This is a genomic window from Roseateles sp. GW823-FHT07B05, assembly GCF_058794515.1.
Genome location: NZ_JBXAGX010000005.1, coordinates 1 through 25,914, shown reverse-complemented (window position 1 = coordinate 25,914; position 25,914 = coordinate 1). Strand labels below are relative to the sequence as shown.

The following is a 25,914-nucleotide window of genomic DNA, read 5'->3' as shown; positions in this document are numbered from 1 at the left end:
GACCGACTGGGCGAGCCCGCGTTCAGCGCGGCTCGACCGGGCGAGGGGCCGCAGATGCTGCGGGGCCTGCGGGGGCCGCAAGCTGCAGCACCCAGTAGCGCTGCAGCCGCCCCGGGCCGGCCACGCAGGCCAGGCCGAACTCCTCGAAGTCGGCCACCATCAGGTTCTCGCAATGCGCCGGGCTGGCCAGCCACTGGGCCAGCGCCTCGTCCAGCGTCTCCGGCCCGCCGGCGAGGTTCTCGCCGGACACCCGCATCGCATAGCCCACCTCGCGCAGCCGCGTGCGCAGCGTCGCGCCGTGGGCGCCGACATGGTCCAGCCGGTCCAGCGTGGCCAGCTCCACGGCGTAGCGCCGTGCCGATTCGGCCAGCGCCGGATGCCCGCGCAGCGGCTGCGCTGCCGGCCACCGCTGCGTGCCGCAGGTCCGCGCCTGCGCGCGCAACGCGTTCAGCGTGCGCTGCGCCGACTCGACGTCGGCCGGACAGTCCTCCAGCGCCCGGGCGGGCACGGCGGCAAGCAGGCACAGCAGCAGGAACGGCCGGAAACGATGCACGGATACATCCTAGTTGTTGCCAAGCGGCGAGCCCCGGCCCAGCATTGCGGCCATGAAGCGCCATCACCTCTTCGCCGCCGCCCTCGCCTGCACCGCCCTCGCCGCCTGCGCGCAGACGCCACCCGAGCCTGAATCCGCTCGGCTGGCGCGCGAGCTGCGCACGCTGATCGGCCCGGCCTCGTGCAGCGCCGACGCGCAGTGCCGCACCGTGCCCGTCGGCGCCAAGGCCTGCGGCGGGCCGGCGGGCTACTGGGCCTGGTCCACCCAGGGCACAGATGCCGACGCCGTGGCCGCGCTGGCCAGGCGCCAGGCCGAGGCGCAGAAGCGCGAGGTGGAGGCCAGCGGCATGCGCTCCAACTGCGCGATGGTCAGCGACCCCGGCGCGGCCTGCGTGGCCGGGCGCTGCCAGCCGCAGACACCTGCGTCAGCCCGCTAGCACCGGCAAAAAGAAAGGCCGCACGCCCTCTCAGGCATGCGGCCTCGGCGCGGCGGGGGACCCGCCGCGCGATGCGTTGACGCTCAGTCCTGGCGCGCGCGGATCTTGCTGCGCACGGTGTCGCCCGCCTCGGTGATCGTCGGCACGCTGGGCTCCACGCGCACGATGGTGGTCGCCTGCGGGGTGCTGGTGTTGTCCAGCCATTGCGCGGCGCCGACATAGCGCTTGCCTGCCGTCAGGCCCGACCAGCTCACGCCCACGGTGGCGCTGCTGCCGGCGTAGACCTGGCTGGGGGTCAGCACGTTCAGCGTGCCGGCGGCATCGCCCACGCCGACGATCCAGCTCGACAGCGCATGCGTCATCTGCGGCTGACCGTCCCAGGCATGCACGCAGACGCGGTAGGCGCCGGCCGCCGGGGTGGTGAGCTGCACCGCCTCGTTGGTGCCGCCCGCGCCGGAGTAGCGCTCCAGGCCATCCGGGCCCAGCACGACGAGGTCGTTGTCGTCGATGGGGCTGCTGGTATCGGCCTGGCGCAGCGCGAAGCGCGCCACCATGGTGTTGGCCGGCACCGTGAAGTTGTAGACCTTGAAGTCCGGCGCGTCGTCACCGGCACGGCAGGCCTCGATCATGCCCACGTCGTCCAGGCCACGGTCCGGCACCAGCGTCGCCGCGGGCGACATGGTCACGTCCTTCACGCCCTTGCGCGCCGTCATGCGGCCCGCGAAACCGGTCTTGACGGTCAGAGTGCGCGAGCCTGACGGCGTGATGGCACTCACGGCCGCCGGCGCGCTGATGGGCACGCCGCGGCGCGCCTGCACGGGGCTGCGCACGATGCGCGTGCCACCGTCCTCGGCCCACACCAGTTCGCCGAAGTACCAGGCATTCACGCCCGCGCCGGCGCCCGGCGTCAGCTTGACGGTGAAGCTCTTGGTCTCGCCCGGGTTCAGCGTCAGCGAGTTCGGCGTGACCAGGGTCGTGAAGTTGGGAACGCTGGCCGTGGCCTTGTAGGTCGCCGTGGTCGGGCCGACGTTGGTGACGCGCCGCGTCACCGTCACGCCGGTGCTGAAGATGCCGCCGGCGGTGATGGACGGCAGGTTGAGGTTGTAGGTCTCGTCCAGCGTGCCGTACGTGGTGCAGTCGCTGGCCGGCACGGCGGCACGGTTGACCTTGCACTGGTACCTGACCCAGTCGGCCTTGCCGGCGTCGTACACCAGGCCGGGATCGACAGCCTTCTGCGGCGCCACGTGGCCGGCGCCCTGGGCCCAGGGCAGCAGACCGTTCTGAGCGCCGGTCAGACCGTCGTTCAGCGTGGAGAAGCCGGTCGTCATCAGCGCGGACTTGATGGCCGCGGGCGACCACGTCGGCTTGGCCTGGCGCAGCAGCAGCGCGAGGCCCGCCACGTGCGGGCTGGACATGGAGGTGCCGGAGATCGTCGTCCATGCGGGCGGCGGCACCAGCGTGTTGGCGGCCACCTGGTCACGCTCGGCCTGGGTGATGCCGGGCGTGCCCTGGGCAATGATGTCCACGCCCGGCGCGGTCAGGTCGGGCTTGAGGATGTTGGCGTCGCCGCCGTTGGGGCCGCGCGACGAGAAGCCCGCCATGATGGGCGCGGGCGTCGTGCCGACGTAGAACTGGCTGAGGCCCGCGGTGCCGGCACCGCCGACCGCGTAGGTCTTGATGAGGGCACCGTCGGCAGCCGTCACGTGCACGGTGGGCACGGAGTGCGGCTCGGCGACGAGGCCGCCGCCGTTGTCCACCATCACCATGCCGATGCCGCCCGCGTTGGCGACGGCCAGGCTCTTGTCGACGCGGGCGTTGTTGCCGCGCGTGCAGATGACGACCTTGCCGGCCACCTTGGCGGGGTCCAGCAGCACCTGGTTGAAACCGGCCGCGGCGGCCGCGTCGCTGAAGCACAGGTTGGCGGCGCCGCCACCCAGGCCGGCATCCTCGGCGCGAACCAGCGCCGAGCCGTTGATGACAGGCGACTGCGCCATCGATGCGCCGGTGTACTTGGCGGCGTTGCCCAGCGTCACGTCACCGAGGAAGGCGCGATCGTGCGTGGACGCGGCCACCGTGCTGATCCACGGGCTGATGTGCGCCACGGCCTGGCCGGGGCCGTCGTTGCCGGCCGAGGCCGCGACGAACACGTTGGCCAGCGCGGCGCGGTAGAAGGCCTGCTCGACGGGGTCGTTGACGCTGGTCTGCGAGCCGCTGATCGAGAAGTTGATGACGTTGACGCCATCCTTCACGGCCTGGTCGATCGCCGACACCGAGTCGGACGTGTAGCAGGTGTTCTGGCTGCCGGTGCCGTCGGTGGCAGCGGCGTTCACGAAGGTCCAGCAGACCTTGTAGCTGGCGACGCGGGCGCGCGGCGCCATGCCGCTGGCGACGCCCAGCGCCTGGCCGTTGACGATGGCCGTGGCGCCGTCGTTGCCGGCAGCCGTCGACGCGGTGTGGTCGCCGTGGCTGCCGTGGCCGGTGGGGCCGGCCACCGAGTCACGGCCGGAGTCAGGGAAGTCGGTCCAGTGCAGCGTGCGGCCCGAGGCCTTGAAGGTCGCGTTGAAGTGCTTGATGCCGACCAGCTTGTTGTTGCAATGGTCCAGCTTGATGCCGGGGCCGGGCACGCAGCCGCCCGTGAAGGACGCGGGCGCCGGGCCGTAGGCCAGCGTGTCCGTGGCCTTGTTGCTGGGCACGCCGTTGGCGTCGACGCGGTCGAAGAAGGCCGGGTTCTCGGGCCAGACGCCGCCGTCGATGACGCCGATGACGAGGTTCTCGCCCTTGATGGCACTGCCGTTGATGGACTGCGACCACAGACCGCCGGCAGCGCTCAGGCCCAGGAACTTGGTCGTCGTGATGGTGTCGAGCTGGCGCGGCTCGTCCTCGAACAGGTCGACCACTTCTGCGCTGTTGCGCAGCGCCAGCGCCTCGGCCTCGGTCAGGTGTGCCGAGAAGCCGTTGAAGACGGTGTTGTAGGTGGCCAGCACGCGGCTGCGGTCGATCAGCGACAGCACCTGGTCCTGGCGCTGGCTCAGGTAACCCAGGTAGGCCTGCACGCGCGTGGAGCCGGACTGGAAGGCCTCACCGGGCGCGGGCTGCGTGGCGGCGTAGCCGGACACGGTGCCCTGGTAGGAGGCGGCGGGCTCGTCCTTGAGCTGGACGATGTAGGTCTTGCGGCTCTGGGCCAGCGAGCTCGTGGCCACGCCGGACAGCAGCACCAGCGCCGCCAGTGCGGCGGGCTTGAGAATCATCTTCATCGAAGGTCCTTTCGAGGCAGAGGAGGCGGTTCAGGCCGGGCGGCGGCGGCGGGCACCCACGGCGGCCAGGCCGGCGAGGCTGACCAGCGCCAGGCTGGCGGGCTCGGGCACGTGCTCGATGACGATGTCGTCGATGGCGAACTGGCCACGGTCGCTGGAGAACGCCTGGCAGCCGGTGCCGTTGCCGGTCAGGCAGGGCAGCGCGTAGGCCAGCACGTAGTCGAACTCCATGGCGGCGAAGGCACCGGTGGTCATGTAGGTGCCGAAGTTCAGATTGCCCAGTGCGTCCGGGCCATTGAGCACGGCGAGGAAGTCGGTGCCGACGCCGTTGAGCACGCCCGTCATGCGCAGCGCGGCGGGGATGGCGAAGGTCGGGTCGCCGTTGCCGATGAACGAGGCCTTGAAGCTCTTCACCGAGAAGCGGTAGCCGTCGAGGCTCTCGATGGCCAGCACGCCGTCGTTGTAGATGTTGAGGAAGTTGCTGGCGTTGTTGACCGGGCACGCGATACCGAAACAGGAGCCGGAACCCGCACCGGCGATCAGCTCACCCACGAGGTCGCCGACCTGGCTCAGCGGGGAGTTGGAGAACGGCGTGACGAGGATGTCGTGGTTGCTGATGCCAGGCAGCAGGAACTGGTCGCCGTGCGTGAGGTAGGGCAGCTGCTGCGCGTAGGTCGAGTCGATGGGCGACTCGAAGTCGATGACGGCGCGCATCACGCCGGCCTGGGCGCCCGCGGACAGGGCCAGTGCCGAGATGGCCAGCGCCATCGAGCTCAAAAGCTTCTTCATCCAAATACCCTCTTTCCTTGCTGAGTTGATCGTGCAGTGCGGGGGCGCGCTGCCGGGTGGGCTGACGCGCAGCCCGCCAAAGGGTTGAGAACAGGCGGGCTCCCCGGGGCAGGCAGACCTGCGGGGCTGCCGATTCTGGTGAAGTCGGGGCGAGGGCTATATCCCCAGTTACACGCCCCGGATTCAGGGGGCGGGAAATGCCCCAGGTTGCTCGCGCAACGCCGGCCGGCGTGGTACGCGAGCCAGCTCAGCGCGACGCGGCCGACCCCGCCGCGGACGCCGCGCTGGCCGGCGCCGCGCTCTCGGTGGCACGGGCCGAGAACAGCAGGTCGCGCGCCTGCTTCACGACGCTGCCGTCAGCTGCGAACTCGCGCATCAGCGCCTGCTCGGAGCGGCTGCGCACCGCGCTGAAGGCCCCGGGCTGGCCGGGCTCGGGCACCAGCTCCCAGTCGGGCAGGCCGGTGAAGGGGTCGGCGTAGAGCCGGCGCAGATGGTGGCGGGGCTTGAAGCTGCGCTCGTCGGACAGCAGGTCCTCCAGCCGCTTGGGGTATTGCGGCGGCGGGTTGGGCGTGGCGCGGGAATAGGCCGCGATGGCGCGGGCGATCTCGCCGCCACGGAATTCCAGCTCACGCTCCTTCTCGCGCTGCGCGGCCGTCTGCCAGGCCTGGCCCAGCGCGGCCAGGGCGGCGGCCGTCAGCGCGACGAGAAACAGGACGGCGAGATAGCTGTAGCCGTGCTGGCGAGCCACGCCCGCCGCCGGGCCGCCCCAAGGTGGGCGAGCCCCCTCGGGGAGCAGGAGGCGTACCCGCCGACGTGGGCGCACCATCACCTACCAGTCGGCATACAGCCTGCCGTCGGCCGAGCGCCCTGCAGCGCCGCTGCGGACGTCCCACACGCGGCCGCTGGCCTGCATGTCGGCGGGCGGCGGCAGTTCCACCCAGCTGTCGCGGCTGCCGGTCAGCGGGTCCTCGGGCACCTCGCGCAGGTAGCGCCCGTCGGCCAGCTCCTGCAGCGATTCCGGGTAGCGGCCCTTGTCGGCGGCGAACTGGTCCACCGCGTCGCGCATGACGGTCAGCGACTGCAGCAGCGCCGTCTCCTTGCTCTTCTGCAGCGAGTTGAAGTAGCGCGGCGCGGCGATCGACGCGAGCAACGCCACGATGGCCATGACGACGATGAGCTCGATGAGCGTGAAGCCGCGCGGACGGGAAGTCAGCATCGCGTCACCAGTCCTTCAGCTTCGTACCGTCGAGCGCGGTGCGCCCGGAGCGCGAGAACACGTCGAACACGTCACGCCCCGCGCGCGGCTCGTCGGGCGCGCTGTCGTAGGCGCGCAGGCCCCAGGTGTCGGCGGCGGGCTGATCAGCCGGCGCGAACGGGTCGCGCGGCAGCCGGCGCAGGAAGTACAGCTTGCGGCCGTTGGGGGACCTGGCGTCCGGCACGCCGTCCACCAGCGCCTGCAGGCTGGGCGGGTAGCCGCTGTCCTCGGGGCTTTGCGTGATGCTGCCGGCCTCGACGGTGCGCTTGTAGGTGTCGATCGCCTCGCGCAGCGTGCGCAGCGACTGGCGCAGCTCATGCTCGCGGCTGCGCTGCACCGACAGCTCCAGCAGTGGCCGCGCCGCGGACGCAAGCACGCCCAGCATGGCCAGCACGACCAGCATCTCGATGAGCGTGAAGCCTCGCCCCTTGCCACGGGACGAGCGCCAGGCCGCGCCCAAGCCTTGCCCCAGGGGGACCGACCAGGTTCGCTCGCGTTCAGCGACGCGAAGCTGGGCGAGGGGCATATTCATCTCGCCGCTTCGACCGTGAACATGCCGCTGCCGTCGATGCGCACCGGCGCCGACTCGCCATTCAGCCCGCTGGCCGACAGGCCGCCCAGGCCGATGTTGAGCACCTGCCCCGCGGCCTGCGGCAGCACACGCAGCGCGACGACGCGCTCGCCACGCGGCGGCAGTTCGAACGGCGCGCGGCCGGCCGACACATTGGCCGGCGGCTGCGCGAGCTGCAGCTTGGTGGCGTCGAACTCCAGCTCGCCCTTGAGCTGCAGGCCGCTGTCGTTCTTCAGCGCCACCGACACGACACCGCCGGCCGCCACCTGCGGCGTCACGTCCAGCTTCAGCACAGCCTCGGTGGGCGCGGCCGGCGTGGCCGTGGCCGCAGGCGCCGCAGCGCCGCCGCTGCTGGGGCCCACGCCCACGCGCGCCTCGCGGCGCAGCAGGCTGGAGAAGGCACCGGGGCTGGCGTCGGTGCCGCTGGCCAGGCGCGTCAGCGACGCGTCCGGCACGGCCAGGTTGCGCACCACGCGCGGCGTGATGAGCAGCACCACCTCGGTCTTGTTGCGCGTGTCGGTCTGCGTGCCGAACAGCCGGCCCAGCAGCGGGATGCGCGACAGGCCCGGCACGCCGGCCGCGCTCTTGCGGTCCTCGTCGTTGATGAGGCCGGCCAGCACCTGCGTCTCGCCATCGGCCAGGCGCAGCACGGTGGCGGTGTTGCGCGTGCCGATCTCGTAGGCCGTCGTGCCGCCCGGGCCGGTGACCTGGCGGATCAGGTTGCTGACCTCCAGGCCAATCTTGATGACGACGTCGTTGTCCAGCTGCACCGTGGGCTCCACGTCCAGCTTGAGGCCGATGTCCAGGTAGCTGACGGACGCGGCCACCGACGTGGAGCCGGTGAAGTTGGTCGTGGTCGTGAAGACGGGCAGCTTCTGGCCGATGTGGACCTTGGCCTTGTCGCGATTGCGCACGCGGATCTTGGGGTTGGCCAGGATGTTGTTGTTGCCGGCCGTGCCGCGCAGCGTCGCGACGATGGCCGGGTTGGCAATGCTGCCGCGGAACTGGTTGCGCTCGCTGAGCAGCACCTGGCCGCTCACGTTGGGCAGGCCGAACTGCACGGTGTCGGGCCAGTCCAGGCCCAGCGCGTCGACCTGGTCGGTGGCCAGCTCCATGACCTCCACCTCCAGCATCACCTCGGGCTCGGGCAGGTCCACCGACGCAATGAGCTTCTCGACGAAGCGCAGCACCTCGGGCGTGTCGCGCACGATGAGCAGGTTCAGCCGCTCGTCGATGTGGATGTCGCGCACCTTGGCGATGGTGCGCACCATGGCCTGCACCTGCTTCACGTCGGCGTTGGTCAGGTACAGCGTGCGGGTGATGAGCTCCTGGTGCTCGCGCTGCTTGGCCGCGGTGTTGGGGAAGATCAGCACCGAGCTGTCGTTCAGCAGCTTGCGGTCCAGCTGCTGGGTGCCCAGCACGACGCGCATCGCCTCGTCCAGCGTCACGCCGCGCAGGAACACGGTCACGCGCGCGTCGGCGCGCACATCCTTGTCGAACACGAAGTTGATGCCGCTGCTGCGCGCCAGCGCCTCGAAGACCTGGCGCAGCGGCGCGTCGCGGAACTCCAGCGTCACCGGCTTCTGGAAGCCCGGGCCCAGCTCGCCCACCGCCGTCTCCAGCGGCCGGGCCTGCGCCACTTGGCTAGCCAGCAGCCGCGCGCCGGGGTGCTGCGGTGCCTCCGCCAGGATCTCGCGGGCCACCGCGTCGGCGCGCTCGATGCGGCCCTCCTTCAGCGCGGCGCGGCCCGTGGCCAGCAGCTTCTCGTGGCGGCGGCCGCGCTCGATGTCCACCGTCAGCGCGGCCAGGCGCGGGTGGCGGGCGTCGGCCAGCGCCAGCTGGCTGAGCAGTGCCTGAGCCTCGTCCCAGCGGCCGGCGCCGCGCAGCGCCTCGATCTGCAGGATGAGCCGCGCCGTGGCCTGCTCGCGGGCGCGCACCTGGGCGGCGCGCAGCTGCGGGTCGGTGGGGTCCTTGGCGAGGGCATCGTCCAGCACGCGCAGCGCGGCTGGCCACTGGTTGGTACGGCCCAGGTCTTCGGCCTGGCGCAGCGCCGGGTTGGCGCAGGCCGTCAAAAGCGTGGCGGTAACGAGGGCAAGCAGGAGCTGCTTCATGGCACAGCCTTGAAAACGATGTTCTGGGGAAGCCTGGCGGGCAGCCAGGTCAGGCTGACGCCGCTGGGCGACACCTGCTCGACGCGCCACTGGCCGTCGATGACGTCACCACGCTTGACGCTGAGCGCCTTGGTGGGACCGGCCAGCAGCGCGACCTCGACCGCCTTGGCGCCCTCGCCTTCGACGACGCGGCCGATCATCTGGTACGGCATGGGCGGCGCCATCGGCGGCGGCGGGGGCGCGGCCGCCGCGGGTGGCGGCGCGGGCGGGGCCGGCGGTGGGGGCGGCGGCTGCCAGGCGGCGAGCTGCGCGGGCGGGGCTTCGGCCCAGGGCTGGCGGGCGCCAGGCGCCGGCGCAGCAGTGGGGCTGGACGCAGCCACTGCAGCGGCGCGACGCACCGGCACGGCGGCCACGGGCCCGGCCGCGTCGTCGGGCCGCGTGGCCACCCACGCGGTGGCGGCCAGCGTCACCACGAGCGCGCCGCCAAGGGCGAGGTGGCGGCGGTTCATGGCGCCCTCCCGTGCAGCGACCACTGCAGCTCGGCGTCCACGTCGGCACTCAGCGGGCTGACGCGGCGCAGCTTGATCGCGTCCAGGCTCAACGCCGGGTCATGTTCCAGCGCGGTGCCGATGAAGCGGCGCAGCTGCGCGTAGCTGCCGGTGACGGGCATGGTCACGCGCAGCCGCTCCAGGCCCTCGGTGGTGGCCAGCCGGTGTTCGGTGCGGGCGCCGTTGAGTTCGAGGCGGATGCTGAGCTCCAGCAGGTCGGCCAGCCGCTGCTGGCGCTCGCTGGCAGCGGGCAGCGCGGCCTGCCACTGCTGCACGCTGACGGGCGCAGCCGCGGCCACCGCGGGCCGCGCCTTGGCACGCAGCGCGTGCGCCTCGGCCTGCAGCGCGGCGGCCTGTGCGTCCCAGCGCTGGCCGAGCACGACGGCAAACACCGCCACCAGCAGCGCGGCAACGCCCGCGATGCCAGGCCAACCCAGGGCTTTGAGCAGGCGATGGTTCACGAGCCGCCCCCCGTCGCCACGCGGGCGTTGATCTCGAAGCGCTGGCCGGTCAGCCCCGTCTCGGCGGCCGAGAAGCGCGACAGCACGACCTGGCGCCAGCCCGGCGTGGTGCCCAGCTGCTCGGCCAGTTGCAGCGCCAGCAGCTTGTCGGGTGTCAGCCCTTCCAGCCGCAGCTCGCCGCGGCCGGCGCTGGCGTCCAGCCCCAGCCACGCAATGGTCTTGGCCTCGGCGCCCACGGTCTCCACGCGCGTCAGCAGCGGCTCCCACGGCATGGCCAGCAGCGCGCGGGCTTCGAGCGCCGAACGGTTCTCCGCCGGCTCGGCGCGGCGCGCGGCGGGCTTGGGCGCGGCCGTCGGGCGCAGCGTGGCGACGCGGTCGCGCGCGGCCTGGGCGACGTCCAGCGCGCGGTGGCTCTCGACGGCGCTCCACGCTGCCGTGGCCAGCACCAGCGCACCCGTGGCCGCCAGCGGCCAGGCCAGCGGCGAGCGGCCGGAGCGCGGCAGGAAGTCGGGCTCCGGCGTGGCGGGGCCGGGCTGCGGCGCCAGCGCATCGGCCGGCGTGCCGACCGCCAGCGGCGCGTCGGCCCCCAGGTCGGCCAGCGTGTTCACGCGGCGCGACTGCAGCGCCGTCACACGGCCACGGTCCAGCTGGATGACGACGGCCACCGAACCCTCGTGCCAGACGGCACGGCCAGAGCCGGCGCGCATGGCGGCCGGCAGCGACGCCAGCCACGCGGTCCAAGCCGGGCGCACGGCGGCGAGGCGAACACCGGCCGCGTCGGCCTGCGCACGCAGCGCCGTCAGGTCCAGCCCGTGCACCGCCGACGCGCCCGCCGCCTCGCCCAGCTGCCACGGCGCGACGGCGAAGCGCTGCGCGGCGGCGCCGAAATAGTGAGCGAACTGCTGCTGCGCGTAGGCCTGCACGGCGTCCAGGTCGGCCAGCGGCAGGCCGGGCTCAGCCACCAGCTCGTGCAGCGCGCGCGCCGACACGACCAGCTCGACGGCCGTGCCGGGCATGTCGCGGCACCAGGCCGCGAACTCGTCGCCGCCGGGCGTGACGAACACGCGCCGCGGCTTGGCCAGGCGCGCGCTGAGCTGCTGGCGCAGGCGCTCACTCATCGAGCGTGACACGTTCCAGCTCCTCGAAAGTCGTCTCGCCACGGCACACGGCGGCCAGCGCCATGTCGCGCAGCGACTTCATGCCGCGCGCCTTCGCCGCGGCCTTGATCTCGGACATCGGCGCCCGCGCCGCGATCAGGTCGCGCAGGCCGTCGTCCAGCTTCAGCAGCTCCGCCACCGCGCGCCGGCCCTTGTAGCCGGTACCGCGACAGTGGCCGCAGCCCTCGCCCTTCAAAAAGTTGCCGTTGATGACACCGTGGCGTGTCAGCGTCGCAGCGTCCGGCGTGAACGGCTTCGCGCAGTGCTTGCACGTCAGTCGCACCAGCCGCTGCGCGAGCACCGCGTTCAGCGCGGAGACAACGTTGTAGAGGTCCAGTCCCATGTGCATGAAGCGGCCGATGACGTCGAACGCGTTGTTCGCATGCACCGTGCTGAAGACGAGGTGCCCAGTCAGCGCAGCCTGCACCGCAATTTGCGCGGTCTCTGCATCGCGGATCTCACCGACCATGACGCGGTCCGGGTCATGCCGCAGGATGGAGCGCAGGCCGCGCGAGAAGGTCAGGCCCTTCTTCTCGTTGACGGGGATCTGCACGACGCCGCTGAGCTGGTACTCGACCGGGTCTTCGATGGTGATGATCTTGTCGGCGCCGGTGTGGATCTCGGCCAGTGTGGCGTACAGCGTCGTCGTCTTGCCGGAGCCGGTCGGGCCGGTCACCAGCAGCATGCCGTGCGGCTGGCGCGCCTGGTGGCGGATGGCGGCGCGCTCGTCGTCGCCAAAGCCTAAAGCGTCCAGCGTCAGCGTACCGGCGCGCGCGATGGCCGCGCGGTCGAGGATACGAATCACCGCGTCCTCGCCGAACACGCTGGGCATCACGCTCAGGCGGAAGTCGATCTCGCGGCCCTGCACGCGCAGCTTGAAGCGGCCGTCCTGCGGCAGGCGGCGCTCGCCGATGTCCAGCTCGGCCATGACCTTGAGGCGCGACACCAGCTGCTCGGCCACCTGCGGGCTCTCGACCTGGCGCACGACGGCCATCACGCCGTCGACGCGGAAGCGGATCGCCGCGCCGCGAGCCGTGCACTCGATGTGGATGTCGGAGGCCGTGTCCTGCAGCGCGTCGTAGATCGTCGCGTTCAACAGCCGCACGACCGGGCTGGCCTGCTCGCTGAGCGCGAGGGCCGACAACTCCTCGGTGTGATCCTCGATCGTCGTCAGCGCTTCTTCGACGTCTGACAGCGCACGGAAGTCCGCCTCGCCGGCGCCGAGGAAGTGGGTCACCGCGTCGGCCGATGCCCGCTGCCAGCCGACGGGCGCGTTCAGGCGCGCCTCGACGCTCTGCAGCAGCATCGCGTCCTCGTCGCGCTCGGCGAGCAGCACGCGGCGGTCGTTGGCACCGACGGCCAGCACCGCGCGCCAGCGCTGGGCTTGCGCCTGCGGCCATTGCTCGAAGTCGAGATGCCAGGGGCCTTGCTCGGCGGGGAGCCAGTCGGTCAGCGACGTCGTCATTGCACCTGCTCCACCAACTGAAAGATCGGCAGGTACATCAACACGATGATCCCGCCGATCAGCACGCCCATGATGAGCATCAGCGCCGGGTTCACAAGCCGCGACAGCAGGTCGGTCAGCCGCGCAGCCTCTTCGTCGTGAAAGGCCGCCGCGCGCTCCAGCATGGCGGCCACTTCGCCGCTGCGCTCGCCCACGCGCAGCATGCGGCGCGCCACCGGCGTGGCCAGGTCCTGCGCGTCGAACGCGGCGGACAGGCGCTCGCCGCGCTCGATCTGCGCCGCCGCCGCCTGCACCGCGGCACGCCACGGCGCCGCCACGACGTCGACGACGATCTTCAGCGCTGCCAGCGCCGGCACGCCCGACGCCAGCAGCATGGCCAGCGAGCGATACAGCCGCGCCAGCGCCAGCACGCGCAGCCGCGGGCCCAGGCCCGGCAGCGTCCACAAAGCGGCCTGCGCGCGCTGGCGCACGGCCGGCTGGCGCAGCAGCGAGAAGATGGCGAAGCCCACCGCCGCGATGCCGCCGATGACGAGACCCGGATGCGCGCCGGCGGTCTGCCCGAACTCGATCAGCACGCGCGACGCCCACGGCAGGTCGGCGCTGGTCTGCTGCAGGATGCCCGAGAAGCGCGGCAGCACGTACAGCAGCAGGAACAGGATGACCGCGCCGCCCACGCCCAGCAGCATCAGCGGGTAGACCAGCGCCGCCACGAGCCGCGAGCGCAGCGCATCCACCCAGGCCAGGTAGCGCGCGTGCTGGGCCAGCGCGGTGGACAGCTGGCCGGTCTTCTCGTTGGCCGCGACGATGGCGCAGATCAGCTCGTCGAACGCCTGCGGCTGCTGGCGCAGCGCGACGGACAGCGGCTGGCCCTGCTCGATCTGCGCGACGACGCCGTCCAGCGCCGCGCGCACGCCGGGCTGGCCCTCCTTCTCGCGCAGCGTCTGCAGCGCCTCCAGCAGCGCGATGCCGGCGTCCAGCAGCACGGCCAGCTCCTGGCTGAACAGCTGCAGCGGGAAGCCGGCATTGCGGCGCCACGGCTTGGCACGCTCGGTGGCCACGATCTCGCGCGCTTCCAGCACATGCTGCGGCGCCACGCCCAGCACCGCGGCGACGGCGGCGCGGTCGGGCGCCTCCACACGCTCGGCGCTGACGGCGCCGGCGCGCAGCACGCGGGTCTGGAACACGGGCATCAGCGAGCCGTCACCAGCTGGTGAGGTCGGCGTCCTCACCCTCGCCGCCGGGGCGGCCGTCCTTGCCCAGGCTCAGCAGGTCGTACTCGCCGTGCTCGCCCGGCGCGCGGTACTGGTAGTCGTTGCCCCAGGGGTCCTTGGGCACGGCCTTGGAGAGATACGGCCCCTGCCACTTGGGCTCGTCCGCCGGCTTCGTCACCAGCACGGCCAGGCCCTGCTCGGTGCTGGGGTAGCGGCCCACGTCGAGCCGGTACTGGTCCAGCGACTTCTGCAGCGCATCGATCTGCGCGCGCGCCGCCTTGACCTCGCTCTTGCCGATCTGGCCGAAGAACTTCGGGCCCACGTAGCCGGCCAGCAGGCCGATGATGACCATGACGACCAACAGTTCGAGCAGCGTGAAGCCGCGGGCACGGGCGCAAGGGGAACGGAGCATGACGGTGTGGGACTGCGGGGGACAGCGACTGTTCGTCGCCCGGCCGCGTCAGGCAATCAGGATTTGACCGACCCGCATTCTGAGGGCTGGCCGTGACGGTTCACGGCGACTGGGCCAGCGTGCAGGCGTTGGCGGCGTTGTCCGGGCAAGGCCCTTGCCAGCGGATCTGCACGGCCGCCGCCGGCGGCAGCGGCGAGCGGCCGTCCAGCACCTGCCCGCGCTGGCCGGTGAAGCTGGCCAGCGTCGTCCACGCCGTGCTGCCGTTGAGCCGGTATTGCAGCGCGTAGCGGCTGCCGGGGCGCAGGGCGCGCGTCTTGATCTGGTATTCGCCCGCCACGATGGCGAAGCTGGGCGTGTCGCGGAAGGGCTGGGCCAGCGGCTCGCCGACGAACAGGCCCTGCCCCGGCCACTGCACGGCCTTCCAGTAGGCCTCGATGGCGGTCCCGCCGCGCCAGTAGTGGTCGATCAGCACCGACGCGCGCGAGAACTTCTGGGGGTGGTTGCAGGGCTCCTCCACCGTGCCGTAGCTGGCCGTCGCGCCGGCCGCCAGCCAGTTGGTGATGGGCATCTGGCCATTGCCGCTGGGCAGCACGCCCCCGACGGACGTCAGCGTGTCGGCCAGCGCGCCGGGGCGGAACTGCAGCGTCGACAGGTTGGCCACGTTGGCGAGCCCGGTCAGGTAGAACAGCACGTCGGTCTTGCCCGACAGCGAGTTGGCACTGGCCGCGCCGGCGCTGTTGTCCACGTAGTTGAGCTTCAGCGCGCTGCCCCAGGCGGCCGGCAGCGGCTGGAAGTCGCTCCAGCGCACGCTGCGATCCGCGTCCGTCGTGCGCACCAGCCAGCCCTCGCCGGCCGGCAGCGTCGCATCGGCGGCCACGCCCCGCGCGATGAGGGCCTGGGCCGCGGCCAGCGTGCTGGTGCCCAGCAGCATGGACGGCCGCAGCTGCAGGTCAGCCTGCGGCCGGCGCGACTCGCTGTCGTACAGCGGCGACGCTGCCGTCGTGGCACAGGCATCGGTGGTCGGCGCGCTATTGCAATAGCGAGTGTCATAGCCCAGAGCCATGGCGCTCGTGATGCCCATGCTGCAGGCGCCCGACACGCGGCTGGGCGCGGCCCAGGCCAGTAGCGTGGCCTGCACAGACGCGGGCAGCCGCGCGTCGATGTCTGATTTAAGCAACGCGAAATCGGCCGCCGAGATGGAGGGGGTGGCGGTGTTGACCTTCACCTTGATGAGGTTGGCAGCCGGCACGCCGCGGGCCGCCAGATAGGCCGCGCCCATGGCCTCGCTGACCGCATCGCCCTCGGCCACGACGACCGCCAGATCGGCCGGCGACAGCCCCGCCGCGGGCAGCGTCAACGTGAGCGTCTGCCCTATGCCAGAGCCCCCGGAATCAACCCCGCCGGTGCTGCCGCCGGCGGCCCCGCCACCGCCGCCGCCACAGGCGGTCAACAGGCTCGCGGCGAGTGGCAACAAGGGGTGGAGCAGGCGACGCATGGCGCCATTCTCCCGCGGTCTCGCGCCACCTCATTGCACAACAATGGTGCACAAATGCCCGTTCGCGCCCCACGAACCCGGGCTTACCCCAGTTTCATGCACCGAGGCGGGGCAATACATTCTCGTCACTCGACGCGGTTCGGGGCTCTAAGTCCAGGGCCGCCGGGCGGGTTGTGAGGAGACAAGACAGCAAGATTGCTTCGACACCCCGAAGACAATCCCACCGGCCACCAAGGCACCCCTTGGTGGCCGTTTTATTTTGTCTGCCCCTCGCCCGGTCTTGCGCCGCTGGACGCGGGCAAGCCCGGTCGGTCCCCCGAGGGGACGGCGATGCTCGCGGGGCGTGCCCCGCTAGCACATCGCCAGACGGGCCGGCTTGGGAGCGGCCCGGCGCTCGGCCCGCCCGGGGCACTACGGCCGCGGTCGTTGATGGAATTCATGGACATGCTCGATCTGCTCGTCGTCGCCCTCGCCTCGCTGCTGGCTGGTTTCATTGATGCGGTGGCCGGCGGCGGCGGGTTGATCCTGACGCCGGCGCTGTTCAGCACCTTCCCGAACGCGGCGCCGGCCACGCTGATGGGGTCCAACAAGGGCGCGGCGATCTGGGGCACGGCGTGGGCGACGGCGCAGTACGTGAAGCGGGTGTCGCTGCCGTGGAAGAGACTGCTGCCGGCCGCGGTGCTGGCGGGCGCGGGCAGCTTCACCGGCGCGTGGGTGCTGACGCTCGTCAGCCCCGACGGGCTGCGCAAGGCGCTGCCGCTGGTGCTGCTGGTGGTGTTTCTCTACACGCTGGCCAAGAAGGACCTGGGGCGCGAGCACAAGCCGCGCTTCGCCGGCCGCGCGGAGGCGGCCGTGGCCGGTGCCATCGCGCTGGCGGTGGGCTTCTACGACGGCTTCTTCGGCCCCGGCACGGGCAGCTTCTTCGTGTTCCTGTTCGTGCGGGTGCTCGGTTATGACTTCCTCCATGCGTCGGCCACGGCCAAACTGATGAACCTGCTGACGAACGCGTTCGCGATCTCGCTGTTCGTCAGCAAGGGCCACATCTGGTGGCATGTGGCCGCGGTGATGGCCGTCACCAACGTCATCGGCAGCCTGGCCGGCACGCGCCTGGCGCTGAAGCACGGCGCCGGTTTTGTGCGGGGCGTTTTCGTCACGGTCGTGGGCGCGCTCATCCTCAAAACAGCCTGGGACGCCTTCTTCCGCTGATCTACGATCAGGCATTCCCCCGGTCCCCCGAAAAACGCCATGCCCGTCGATCCTCAACTGCGCAACCTGGACATCGAGATCCCGACCCAGCCGGAGGTCCTGGTCAAGCTCTCGCTGCTCATGGCGGCCGAGGACATCGACCTGCAGGCCATGTCCGCGCTGGTGGAGACCGACATGGCCCTGGCGGCCGCCGTCATGAAGGCGGTCAACTCGTCGCTGTACGGCCTGCGCGGCCGCGTGCAGACGGTGCACCAGGCGCTGACCTATCTCGGCATGCGCGAGGTGGCGGCCATCACGTTCGAGATGGGTCTGCGTGCCGCCTTCCCGGCCGCGGCGGAGCTGGAATCCGTGTGGGCGCGCGCGTCGCAGCGCGGCCTGCTGATGGGCCGCATGGGCCAGATGCTGGGCGTGGACCCGTGGGCCGCACACTCGGCCGGCCTGTTCGAGGAATGCGGCAAGGCGGTGCTGTACCGCCACGCGCCGACGCACTACCCCGCCATGCTGCGCGCCGCCACGCGCGACGCCGAGCTGGTGGAGCTGGAGAAGACGGCCTTCGGCGTCAGCCACGACGCACTGGGCGCGGCGCTGTGCGAGAGCTGGGGCCTGGCGCCCGCGGCCGTCGCGAGCGTGCGCCACCACGTCGAGATCCAGTCCTCGCTGACCATGCCCGAAAGCCTGGCCCGCCGCAGCGTGGCCGCCATCTCGACGGTGGCCTGGGCGCTGCTGAACCACCAGGACCAGCTGGACGACATCGCCAGCCAGATCGCACCGCAGGCGCAGCTGGACGAGACGCTGGTGCTGCGCGCGGCACGGCGCGTCAACGAGCAGCTGCTGGCCGCACAGGAACATGGCCGCTGACCCGCGCTGCTGAACGCAGGCACATCGACACGGAGGCTCAGGCCTCCGTTTTGTTTTCAGGCCGCCAAACTCAATCTGTCCCGGCCGGCATGCTTGGCGATGTAGAGCGCCTCGTCGGCCGCCTGCATCAGCGCCTGGGCGCTCAGGTAGGGGTGGGCCGGGCTGGCGGCGGCCAGGCCCACGCTCAGCGTCAGGTCCCCCTCGCCATCGGGCAGGCGCAACGCGCGCAGGTCGTCGCGCAACTGCTCCAGCACGCCCTGCGCCTCGGCCATGCCGACCCCGGGCAGCAGCGCAACGAACTCCTCGCCACCCAGGCGGGCGACGACGTCGGTGTCGCGCTTGAAGCGCTCGTTCAGCAGGCCGGCCACGCGCTGCAGCGCGGCGTCGCCAACGGCGGTGCCGTGGCGCTGGTTGAACTGCTTGAACTCGTCCAGGTCCAGCACGGCCAGCGCCAGCAGGCCGCGCTGGCGCTGAGCGCGCTTGAACTCGCGGCGCAGCGCCTCGTCGAAGGCGCGCTGGTTGTCCAGCCCCGTCAGCGCGTCGGTGCGGGCCAGGCTGGCCAGCTCGCGCTGGTTGGCCTCCAGCGCCAGCTGGGCCTGCTCCAGCAGCAGGCGCTGCTGCGTCAGCTCGCGGCGCAGCTCGCGGGCATGCAGGTCCTGCTGCCACAGCGAGCCGCGCGCGCGGCGCATCGCGTGGCCGATGCGGTCCAGCTCGGCGGCCAGGCCGGGGGCCGGCGCAGCCTCCTCGGGCGTCGGCGGCACGGGGGCAGACTCCATCGCCTCGCAGCCGGCCGCCAGCCGGCGCAGCGGCCGCAGCATCAGCATCTCGACGAGCAGCAGCTGCGCCGCGCTGAGCAGCAGCACCAGCCAGGCGGTGCGCGCCAGGCCCTCGGCCGGCACGACGAAGCCGCCCAGGCTCCACTCGAAGATGGCCACGATGGCGCAGGTCAGCAGCGGCACGCCCAGGCCCAGCCGCAACCGCAGCGACCCCAGCCGGCGCGGCATGGCGTCGTCGTCGTGCAGGGGAGGTGCGGCGGAATCGGTGGTCATGGGAAATGCAACTGCGCGACAAATTGTCACGGCCGCACCGCCCGTTGTGCGCTGTGGTGGGCTCGGGGTTTGTCAGGGGGTGGGGGGGCCGCCGCGGCGCGCCTAGAGTGCGCGGCATGAAGCTGTACCGCATGTGCCTGCTGGCGGCGTGGGCCGCCCCGGCACTGGCCGACCCCGGCTACTACGTCGTCACGCCGTACGACCAGGCCGACCGCATCGGCGCCGAGCTGCGCTACTGGACGGTCAAGCCGCCCGACGAGGAAGCGCAGTTGTGGCCGGAGCTGGGCCTCAGCTGGGGCCTGAGCACGCGCTGGACGACGCGGGTGCTGGCGAGCTGGATCGGCTACGGCGCGTCCGACCAGGTGCTGTCCAGCCTGAACTGGCAGAACGTCGTGCTGCTGACCCAGGGCGAGAAGCCGTACGACCTGGCCCTGCATGCGCAGCTGATACGCAACGTGGGCCAGAGCCATGCGTTGGAGCTGGGCCCGGCCTGGCAGACCGACCTCGGGCGGCTCAAGCTCAATGCCAACGTGTTCTGGGAGTACGACAGCCGCCGGCACGACACGCGGCTGAAGCTGCAGTGGCGCGGCCTCTACCGCGTGGCGCCGGGCTGGCGGCTGGGCCTGCAGGGCTTCAGCGAGGTGGGGCAATGGAACGACTGGGCGCCGCGCCGGCGCCAGTCCCACCGCGCCGGGCCGGCGCTGCTGGCCACGCTGTGGGACGACGGCCGCGACACGGTGACGCTGAACACGGCCTTCCTGTGGGGCAAGACCTACGGCAGCCGCGGCGACATGTTCACGATGCAGCTGCTCTGGCTGAAGTGAGCCCCTCGCCCGGTCTTGCGCCGCTGAACGCGGGCAAGCCCAGTCGGTCCCCCAAGGGGACGGCGATGCTCGCGGGGCGTGCCCCGCTCGCACATCGCCAGACGGGCCGGCTTGGGAGCGGCCCGGCGCTCGGCCCGCAATACAGGGCCGCGGCCGTCAGGCCGCTTCACCCGCCGTATCGGCAATCGTGCGGTTGCGCCCGGCCCGCTTGGCCTCGTAGAGCGCGCGGTCGGCGGCATTCAGCAGGTCGGCAAAGCTGGTGGCCTCGGCCGGCAGCATGGCCAGGCCGACGGACAGCGTGGCGCCGAGCGTGCCGCCGTCGGGCGTGACGAACGGCGCCTCCTGCACCATCTGCCGGATGCGCTCGGCCACCTCGCGGGCGCCGGCCAGGTCGGTGCGCGGCAGCAGCACGACGAACTCCTCGCCGCCGTAGCGCGCGGCCAGGTCGCCGGTGCGCAGCGAGCGCTGGATCAACCCGCCCACCTGGCGCAGCACCTCGTCACCCGCGGGGTGGCCGTGGCCGTCGTTGATGGCCTTGAAGTGGTCGATGTCCAGGAACAGGCAGGCCAGCGGGTAGCGGTGGCGCACGGCCTGGCTGAACTCGATGAGGCTGCGGTGGTCGAAGTAGCGGCGGTTGTGCACGCCGGTCAGGCCGTCGGTCATGCCGGCGCGGCGCAGCCGCTCGCGGTTGAGCATGCTCTCGATGGCGATGGCGGCGATGGCGGCGAGCCGGTCCAGGAACTTGGTGCCCGAGGCGGCGTCGTAGCGCTCGGCATCGCGCGCACCGAAGTGCAGGCTGCCGATCAGCAGACCTTGCCGGATCAGCGGCAGCAGCGCCGCCGAGCGCACCGGCGTGCCGGCACCGAAGGCCGTGGCCAGCAGTGCCTCGTCATGGCCGGGGCCGATGAGGCGCGTGGTGCGCACCGCGCCGAAGATGTCCTTCAGCGGCCCGTGGCCCTCCAGCAGCTGTGGCGCCTTGCTCATCGGCAGGCTGGGCAGCGCGCGGCGCAGCTCGCCATCGGGGTCCAGCAGCCACAGCTCGGCCGCGTCCAGCCCGAAGTCCGCCCGGCAGTCCACCAGCAGCAGGTTGACCAGCTCCTCCATGGAGCCCACCGACATGAGGCGGCGCTCCAGCGCGTCGAAGCGGTCCAGCTTGCGCTCGTTGGCCGTGGCGGCTTCGAGCAGCGTCTGCAGCTGGCGGCGCAGTTCCTGGACTTGGGCTTGGGGGTCGGCGGTCATCGGGACGGCATTGTCGCGGTGCCACGTGAAAAGTACCGTCGCGCGCCCGTCACCGGGTCCGTGAACGCGATTTCGCGCGCCACCAGCTGCAGCGGCGCGTCGAAGCGCGGCGGGTTCTCGTGCGGCTGCAGCACCGGGTAGATGCGGTCGCCGACGATGGGCAGGCCCAGCGCGTTCATCTGCACGCGCAGCTGGTGGCGCTGGCCGGTGTGCGGGCACAGCTCGTAGCGGGCCAGGCCGTCGGCGAGCCGTTCGACCAGGTCAATGCGCGTCTCGGCGTTGGGCTCGCCGGGCACGACCTGCATCTGCATGAAGTCGTCGCCGTCGGGCTCGGCCAGCCGGTGGCGCACGACGCGCGGCCAGGGGCCCTCGCCGGCCGGCGCGACGGCCTCGTAGACCTTGTCGACCGTGCGCTCGCGGAACAGCCGGTGGTAGGCATCGCGGTCCTGCGGCCGCACGGCGAAGACGACCAGCCCGGCGGTCTCGCGGTCCAGCCGGTGGATGGGGATGAGGTCGGCCAGGCCGGTCGCATGGCGCAGCCGCGCCATCAGCGTCTGGCGGGCGTAGAGGCCGCTGGGCGTGACGGGCAGGAAGTGCGGCTTGTCGGCCACCAGCAGGTGCTCGTCCTGGAAGACGATGCGGGCCTCGAAGGGCACTGCGGGCTCGTCGGCCAGGTAGCGCCAGTAATAGACGCGGCGGTTGGGCTGGTAGGCCGCGGTGACGGGCTGGCCGTCGTCGTCGACGACGTCGCCGCGCGCCAGCCGCTCGGGCCAGTCGTCGACGCGCGGCAGGCGTTCGGCGAGGAAGGCGGCCGTTGTCGCCCACGGCCCGGGCGGGCAGAACACGGCGCTGGCGGCCACGCCGTCGCGCAGCGGCAGGGCAGGCTTCGGCGGACGGGCCACGACGCCGGCGCCTACTCGATGCGCGGCCCGCCGCGGGCGCGCTCGTCCATGTAGGCGTTCAGGCGCTTCATGTCCTGCGGCGTGGCGCGGTCGCCGCGCCAGTCGCGCACCCAGGCGTCGCGGTCCGGCTCGCGGGCCAGCGCCCGCACGGCCGCGTCGATGGCCTCGATGTGGCGGCGCCCCTCCGGCGTGCGGCTGCAGGACACGGTGGCCAGCAGCGTGCTGCGGCCCTCGGCCACCGGCAGCGCGACGAGGGCGCCGGGATCGCCGATGCGTTTGAGGTGGTCCTGCATGACGGCCGGGTAGTCCAGCGTGTAGTCCATGCGGCCGGCGCGCAGCATGTCCAGCAACTGGCTGCTGAGCTGGGCGCCCACGGCCAGGCGCGGCACCGCGTGGCGGCCCAGCAGCGGGTCGATCTGCGGGCCAAAGGCGCGGTCGCGCGCCAGCAGCAGCCGCAGCTCGGGGCGCTGCAGCAGGTCGGCCAGCACGATGCGGCCGTCTGCCGGCGCGCCCTGCATGACGCGCGCCAGCGCGTCGCGACGCACGATGACGTGGATCTCGCGCGACACCAGCGGCGGGTACAGGTGCGAGAAGTACAGCCACTCCAGCCGTTCCGCCGTGCGCACGTGCAGCGTGGAGCACAGCGTCTGGCCGCTGCGCGACAGCGCCTCGTAGCGCGCCGTGCTGGCCTCGACGAACTCGTGCCGGAAGCCGGCCATGCGCGGCAGCAGCACGCGCATGAAGCCGTCCACCTCGCCCCGCCCCAGCTCGGCCACGCTGCGCGGCGCGTGGCCATCCTGGAAGTTGAAATGCGGCGGCACGTCCTGCGCCACCCAGCGGAGGGTGTCGGCGTGGACTGCTGCTGCGGCCAGCAAGGCTGCCGCAGCCCAGAGCCCGCGCATGGTCAGTCGCCTTCCACCCACTCGATGCGCGCGCCCAGCTCGCAGATGTGCTCGACGAAGTTGGGGTGCGCGCGCCGGATGGGCGTCGCGTTGCGGATCACGCTCTTGCCGGGCACGCTGGCGGCCACCATCAGCAGCGCGATGGCGACGCGGATGATGTAGGGGCTCTCCACCTCGGCCGGGCTCAGCGGCTTGCCGCCGAAGGTGATCATGCGGTGCGGGTCGGAAAGGAACGCGTGCGCACCGAACTTGGCCAGCTCGCTGGTCCAGCCCATCGCGCCGTCGTAGATCTTGTTCCAGAACATCACGCTGCCCTCGGCCTTGACGCCCAGGGCCACGAAGATGGGCAGCAGGTCCACCGGCACATAGGGCCAGGGCGCGGCTTCGACCTTCTGCAGGATGTTGCGCGTGAAGGGTTCCTTGACCTTCAGCGGGCCGTCCACGACGCAGCGGCTCCAGCCGTCCTCGTGGACGATCTGCACGCCGAACTTCGCGAAGGTGCGGTCCAGCAGCGGGAACATCTCCGGCGCGCCGTTCTTGACCTGCACGTTGCCGCCCGTGATGGCGCCCAACGCGAGGAAGGTGACGATCTCGTGGAAGTCCTCGGTGAAGGTGTAGTCGGCGCCGCCCAGCTCCTGCACGCCGGTGATCTTCAGCTTGGACGTGCCGTGGCCCTCGATCTTGGCGCCCAGCAGCGACATGAAGTTGCAGAACTCCTGCACATGCGGCTCGCTGGCGGCGTTGGTCAGCGTGGACGTGCCCTCGGCCAGCGCCGCGCACAGCACGAAGTTCTCGGTCGTCGTGACGGAGGCGTAGTCGGTCCAGTGGTCGTTGGCCTTGAGCGGGCGATCCACGCGAAGCACCAGGCCGTCGGGCAGGCGCTCGACATCGGCGCCGAAGCGCTGGAACACCTCCACGTGCGGGTCGATCTCGCGTGCGCCCAGCGTGCAGCCCTTGACGTCGTCCTCGATGCGCGCGGCGCCGAAGCGCGCCATCAGGCCGGGCACCAGCATGATGGACGAGCGCATTTCCTCGGGCAGGCGGTCGGTGGCCGCGTCGAAATGCGTGTCGCGGTGGTGCACGTCCAGGATGCCGGTCTTGAAGTCCAGCTCCACCTGGGAGCCCAGCTTGCGGAAGACCTCGACGATCTTCTTCACGTCGGTGATCTCGGGCACGCCGCGCAGGCGCACGGGCTGCTTGGTCAGCAGCGTCGCGCACAGGATGGGCAGGACGGCGTTCTTGTTGGCCGAGGGAATGATGCGGCCCGAGAGGGGCGTGCCGCCGTGGACGATCAGGTGGGACATCGAATGAGGGATTTCGGGGCGCGCAAGCGGCGCGCGGAGCGGATTGTCGGGGTTTGCGGCGGCCCGCATGCAGCGCGGCCCGGAAGGTTTGCTCCGCGCCGGGGGAATCAATCCTCCGCGCCGGGGTCCAGCCGCCGGGCGCGGTTCAGCCGCCAGGCGTCGGCCGGGTCGGTGAACACCTGCTCGGCCGTCGTGCCCGTCTCGCGGCCGGCGGCGTCGATGGCGATGCGCTTGTCGAACACGTAGCACTCGCCTTCCCAGTCCCGCGCGGCGTCTGGGAAGGCCTCCAGGAAGTTCAGGATGCCGCCGTCCAGCTGCGCCACCTTCAGGCCCTGGGCCTGCATCCACGCCGCAGTCTTCTCGCAGCGGATGCCGCCGGTGCAGTACATGGCCACCGTCCTGCCCTGCCACTCGTCGCGGTGCGCCTGAACGTAGGCCGGGAAGTCGCGGAAGTGCGCCACGCCGGGGTCGATGGCGCCGCGGAAGCGGCCAAGCTTGAACTCGAACGTGTTGCGGTTGTCGAGAACCACCGTGTCCGGGTCGTCCAGCAGCTCGCGCCAGCGCTGCGGGCTGACATGGGTGTCGGTGGCCTCGCCGCCGCTGACGCCGCCTGTCACCCCGGGCACGCCAAAGGCGACGATCTCGCGCTTGACGGACACCTTGAGCAGACTGAACGGCGAGCGCTCGCAGACGTTGTGCTTGAAGTGCAGGCCCGCGAAGCCGGGCTGCTGCTGCAGCGCGGCCTCGAAGCGCGCCAGCACGTCGGCCGGGCCGGCGACGGCGGCGCTCAGACCCTCGGTGGCCACCAGCACAACGCCGCCCAGCCCCGACGCGGCCTCGCGCAGCCAGGCGGCAAAGGCGGTCGGGTCGGCAATCGGTGTGAAACGGTAAAAGGAGCTGTGAACCAGGGACATCGCCCCGCATTGTCCGCGCTGACCCTAGGCCTGTCGCCCGAGGGGCGCTCCTAGAATCCGCGACCCTTCACGGCCCCGATGCCATGTCTGATCGCCTCAAAGTCCTGCCGCAGTACCTGATGCCCAAGCTGGCGATGACCCGCCTGGCCGGGCACTACGCGTCCAAGCCGCTGGGAGGCATCACCACGGCCACCATCCGCCGCTTCGTGGCGCGCTACGGCGTCAACATGGCCGAGGCGGCGCAGCCGGACATCGCCGCCTACGCGACGTTCAACGACTTCTTCACGCGGGCGCTGACGCCCGGCGCCCGGCCGCTGGCCAGCGCGCCGCTGATCTGCCCCGTGGATGGCGCGATCAGCCAGGTGGGCTGCATCCAGGGCGACCAGGTCTACCAGGCCAAGGGCCAGGCGTTCTCGACGACGGCGCTGGTGGGCGGTGACGCCGAGCTGGCCGCGCGCTTCCAGGACGGGCTGTTCGCCAACCTCTACCTGAGCCCCAAGGACTACCACCGCATCCACATGCCGACGGCCGGCCGGCTGGTGCGCATGGTGCATGTGCCGGGCGAGCTGTTCTCGGTGAACCCGGTGACGGCGCGTGGCGTGCCGGGGCTGTTCGCGCGCAACGAGCGCGTGGTGTGCGTGTTCGATGACGACGCTTTAGGCCGCTGGGTGCTGGTGCTGGTGGGCGCCACCATCGTGGGCAGCATGGCCACGGTCTGGCACGGCCAGATCAAGCGCGGCGGCACCGTGAAGGCCTGGGACTACGCGCCCGGCCAGGTCACGCTGGCACAGGGCGACGAGATGGGCCGCTTCCTGCTGGGCTCCACGGTCGTCATGCTGTTCGAGAAGAGCGGCCTGCAGTTCAACCCGGCGTGGCAGCCCGGCGGCGCGATCCGCATGGGCGAGTGGATGGCGCGCTAGGTGTTGAGTTCCAGTAGGTTGTTCATGGCCGGGATGCGGCTCATGGGTGGCTGGCGGTTGAGTGCGGAGTGTGGCCGA

25 protein-coding genes are annotated in these 25,914 nt (G+C 71.8%); 5 read left to right on the top strand and 20 right to left on the bottom strand.

The window, feature by feature from the left end; all coding sequences use genetic code 11:
* Positions 1-22: 22 nt before the first annotated feature.
* Positions 23-553: a CAP domain-containing protein gene (locus AC1Q7O_RS12480; protein ID WP_492661399.1), complete on the bottom strand. Its 531-nt coding sequence runs from the start codon at positions 551-553 to the stop codon at positions 23-25.
* A 52-nt stretch (positions 554-605) separates the two neighbouring features.
* On the opposite strand from AC1Q7O_RS12480, the gene AC1Q7O_RS12475 reads away from it, so the two are divergent.
* Positions 606-989, top strand: coding sequence for a hypothetical protein (locus AC1Q7O_RS12475; RefSeq protein WP_492661400.1), 384 nt, complete (start codon positions 606-608; stop codon positions 987-989).
* Positions 990-1,072: 83 nt separating this feature from the next.
* On the opposite strand, the gene AC1Q7O_RS12470 is transcribed toward AC1Q7O_RS12475, so the two are convergent.
* From AC1Q7O_RS12470 to AC1Q7O_RS12410, 13 genes are all read right to left on the bottom strand, one after another.
* The gene (locus tag AC1Q7O_RS12470; RefSeq protein ID WP_492661401.1) at positions 1,073-4,243 is read right to left on the bottom strand and encodes a S8 family peptidase; all 3,171 of its coding nucleotides are present in this window, start codon (positions 4,241-4,243) and stop codon (positions 1,073-1,075) included.
* Positions 4,244-4,273: 30 nt separating this feature from the next.
* Positions 4,274-5,032 carry an NF038120 family PEP-CTERM protein gene (locus tag AC1Q7O_RS12465; protein ID WP_492661402.1) on the bottom strand — a complete coding sequence of 253 codons (759 nt, stop codon included), beginning with the start codon at positions 5,030-5,032 and terminating at the stop codon, positions 4,274-4,276.
* Positions 5,033-5,279: 247 nt separating this feature from the next.
* Positions 5,280-5,780: a type II secretion system protein gene (locus AC1Q7O_RS12460; RefSeq protein WP_492661403.1), complete on the bottom strand. Its 501-nt coding sequence runs from the start codon at positions 5,778-5,780 to the stop codon at positions 5,280-5,282.
* Positions 5,781-5,861: 81 nt separating this feature from the next.
* A complete protein-coding gene (locus AC1Q7O_RS12455) occupies positions 5,862-6,248 on the bottom strand; it encodes a type II secretion system protein (protein ID WP_492661404.1) in 387 nt (128 codons plus the stop codon).
* A 4-nt stretch (positions 6,249-6,252) separates the two neighbouring features.
* Positions 6,253-6,819: a type II secretion system protein gene (locus tag AC1Q7O_RS12450; protein WP_492661405.1), complete on the bottom strand. Its 567-nt coding sequence runs from the start codon at positions 6,817-6,819 to the stop codon at positions 6,253-6,255.
* Positions 6,816-8,969, bottom strand: coding sequence for a secretin GspD/PilQ domain-containing protein (locus AC1Q7O_RS12445; RefSeq protein ID WP_492661406.1), 2,154 nt, complete (start codon positions 8,967-8,969; stop codon positions 6,816-6,818). Before AC1Q7O_RS12445 ends, AC1Q7O_RS12450 begins: the two co-directional genes overlap by 4 nt.
* Positions 8,966-9,478, bottom strand: a complete 513-nt coding sequence (locus AC1Q7O_RS12440) for a hypothetical protein (protein ID WP_492662705.1) — start codon at positions 9,476-9,478, stop codon at positions 8,966-8,968. The genes AC1Q7O_RS12445 and AC1Q7O_RS12440 overlap by 4 nt, the downstream gene beginning before the upstream one ends.
* Complete coding sequence (locus AC1Q7O_RS12435; protein WP_492662564.1) at positions 9,475-9,978, bottom strand: hypothetical protein; 504 nt, start codon at positions 9,976-9,978, stop codon at positions 9,475-9,477. The genes AC1Q7O_RS12440 and AC1Q7O_RS12435 overlap by 4 nt, the downstream gene beginning before the upstream one ends.
* Complete coding sequence (locus AC1Q7O_RS12430; protein ID WP_492662565.1) at positions 9,975-11,096, bottom strand: hypothetical protein; 1,122 nt, start codon at positions 11,094-11,096, stop codon at positions 9,975-9,977. The genes AC1Q7O_RS12435 and AC1Q7O_RS12430 overlap by 4 nt, the downstream gene beginning before the upstream one ends.
* Entirely contained in the window at positions 11,089-12,600 is a 1,512-nt protein-coding gene (locus tag AC1Q7O_RS12425; RefSeq protein ID WP_492662566.1) for a GspE/PulE family protein, read from the bottom strand. Before AC1Q7O_RS12425 ends, AC1Q7O_RS12430 begins: the two co-directional genes overlap by 8 nt.
* Positions 12,597-13,784 carry a type II secretion system F family protein gene (locus tag AC1Q7O_RS12420; RefSeq protein WP_492662704.1) on the bottom strand — a complete coding sequence of 396 codons (1,188 nt, stop codon included), beginning with the start codon at positions 13,782-13,784 and terminating at the stop codon, positions 12,597-12,599. The genes AC1Q7O_RS12425 and AC1Q7O_RS12420 overlap by 4 nt, the downstream gene beginning before the upstream one ends.
* A gap of 16 nt (positions 13,785-13,800) precedes the next feature.
* Positions 13,801-14,223: a type II secretion system major pseudopilin GspG gene (gene gspG, locus AC1Q7O_RS12415; RefSeq protein ID WP_492662568.1), complete on the bottom strand. Its 423-nt coding sequence runs from the start codon at positions 14,221-14,223 to the stop codon at positions 13,801-13,803.
* Between the two features lie 100 nt (positions 14,224-14,323).
* Complete coding sequence (locus AC1Q7O_RS12410; protein ID WP_492662569.1) at positions 14,324-15,718, bottom strand: TIGR03790 family protein; 1,395 nt, start codon at positions 15,716-15,718, stop codon at positions 14,324-14,326.
* 444 nt (positions 15,719-16,162) lie between these two features.
* Here AC1Q7O_RS12410 and AC1Q7O_RS12405 point away from each other — a divergent pair, with 444 nt between their 5' ends.
* Both AC1Q7O_RS12405 and AC1Q7O_RS12400 read left to right on the top strand, forming a co-directional pair.
* Positions 16,163-16,924 (top strand): sulfite exporter TauE/SafE family protein, encoded by a 762-nt coding sequence (locus AC1Q7O_RS12405; RefSeq protein WP_492662579.1) that lies wholly within the window; start codon positions 16,163-16,165, stop codon positions 16,922-16,924.
* Positions 16,925-16,963: 39 nt separating this feature from the next.
* Positions 16,964-17,782 (top strand): HDOD domain-containing protein, encoded by an 819-nt coding sequence (locus AC1Q7O_RS12400; protein WP_492662570.1) that lies wholly within the window; start codon positions 16,964-16,966, stop codon positions 17,780-17,782.
* A 56-nt stretch (positions 17,783-17,838) separates the two neighbouring features.
* On the opposite strand, the gene AC1Q7O_RS12395 is transcribed toward AC1Q7O_RS12400, so the two are convergent.
* The gene (locus AC1Q7O_RS12395) at positions 17,839-18,831 is read right to left on the bottom strand and encodes a GGDEF domain-containing protein (RefSeq protein WP_492662571.1); all 993 of its coding nucleotides are present in this window, start codon (positions 18,829-18,831) and stop codon (positions 17,839-17,841) included.
* A 116-nt stretch (positions 18,832-18,947) separates the two neighbouring features.
* Here AC1Q7O_RS12395 and AC1Q7O_RS12390 point away from each other — a divergent pair, with 116 nt between their 5' ends.
* Entirely contained in the window at positions 18,948-19,655 is a 708-nt protein-coding gene (locus AC1Q7O_RS12390) for a hypothetical protein (RefSeq protein WP_492662572.1), read from the top strand.
* Positions 19,656-19,811: 156 nt separating this feature from the next.
* Here the strand turns inward: AC1Q7O_RS12390 and AC1Q7O_RS12385 are convergent, their stop codons facing one another.
* From AC1Q7O_RS12385 to trhO, 5 genes are all read right to left on the bottom strand, one after another.
* Positions 19,812-20,894: a GGDEF domain-containing protein gene (locus AC1Q7O_RS12385; RefSeq protein ID WP_492662573.1), complete on the bottom strand. Its 1,083-nt coding sequence runs from the start codon at positions 20,892-20,894 to the stop codon at positions 19,812-19,814.
* A complete protein-coding gene (locus AC1Q7O_RS12380; RefSeq protein ID WP_492662574.1) occupies positions 20,891-21,796 on the bottom strand; it encodes a pseudouridine synthase in 906 nt (301 codons plus the stop codon). Before AC1Q7O_RS12380 ends, AC1Q7O_RS12385 begins: the two co-directional genes overlap by 4 nt.
* An 11-nt stretch (positions 21,797-21,807) precedes the next feature.
* Positions 21,808-22,698, bottom strand: a complete 891-nt coding sequence (locus AC1Q7O_RS12375) for a hypothetical protein (RefSeq protein ID WP_492662575.1) — start codon at positions 22,696-22,698, stop codon at positions 21,808-21,810.
* 2 nt (positions 22,699-22,700) lie between these two features.
* A complete protein-coding gene (locus AC1Q7O_RS12370; RefSeq protein ID WP_492662576.1) occupies positions 22,701-24,002 on the bottom strand; it encodes a UDP-N-acetylglucosamine 1-carboxyvinyltransferase in 1,302 nt (433 codons plus the stop codon).
* Between the two features lie 107 nt (positions 24,003-24,109).
* Positions 24,110-24,916 carry an oxygen-dependent tRNA uridine(34) hydroxylase TrhO gene (gene trhO / locus AC1Q7O_RS12365; protein ID WP_492662577.1) on the bottom strand — a complete coding sequence of 269 codons (807 nt, stop codon included), beginning with the start codon at positions 24,914-24,916 and terminating at the stop codon, positions 24,110-24,112.
* Between the two features lie 83 nt (positions 24,917-24,999).
* Here trhO and asd point away from each other — a divergent pair, with 83 nt between their 5' ends.
* Positions 25,000-25,836: an archaetidylserine decarboxylase gene (gene asd / locus AC1Q7O_RS12360; RefSeq protein WP_492662578.1), complete on the top strand. Its 837-nt coding sequence runs from the start codon at positions 25,000-25,002 to the stop codon at positions 25,834-25,836.
* Positions 25,837-25,914 lie beyond the last annotated feature (78 nt).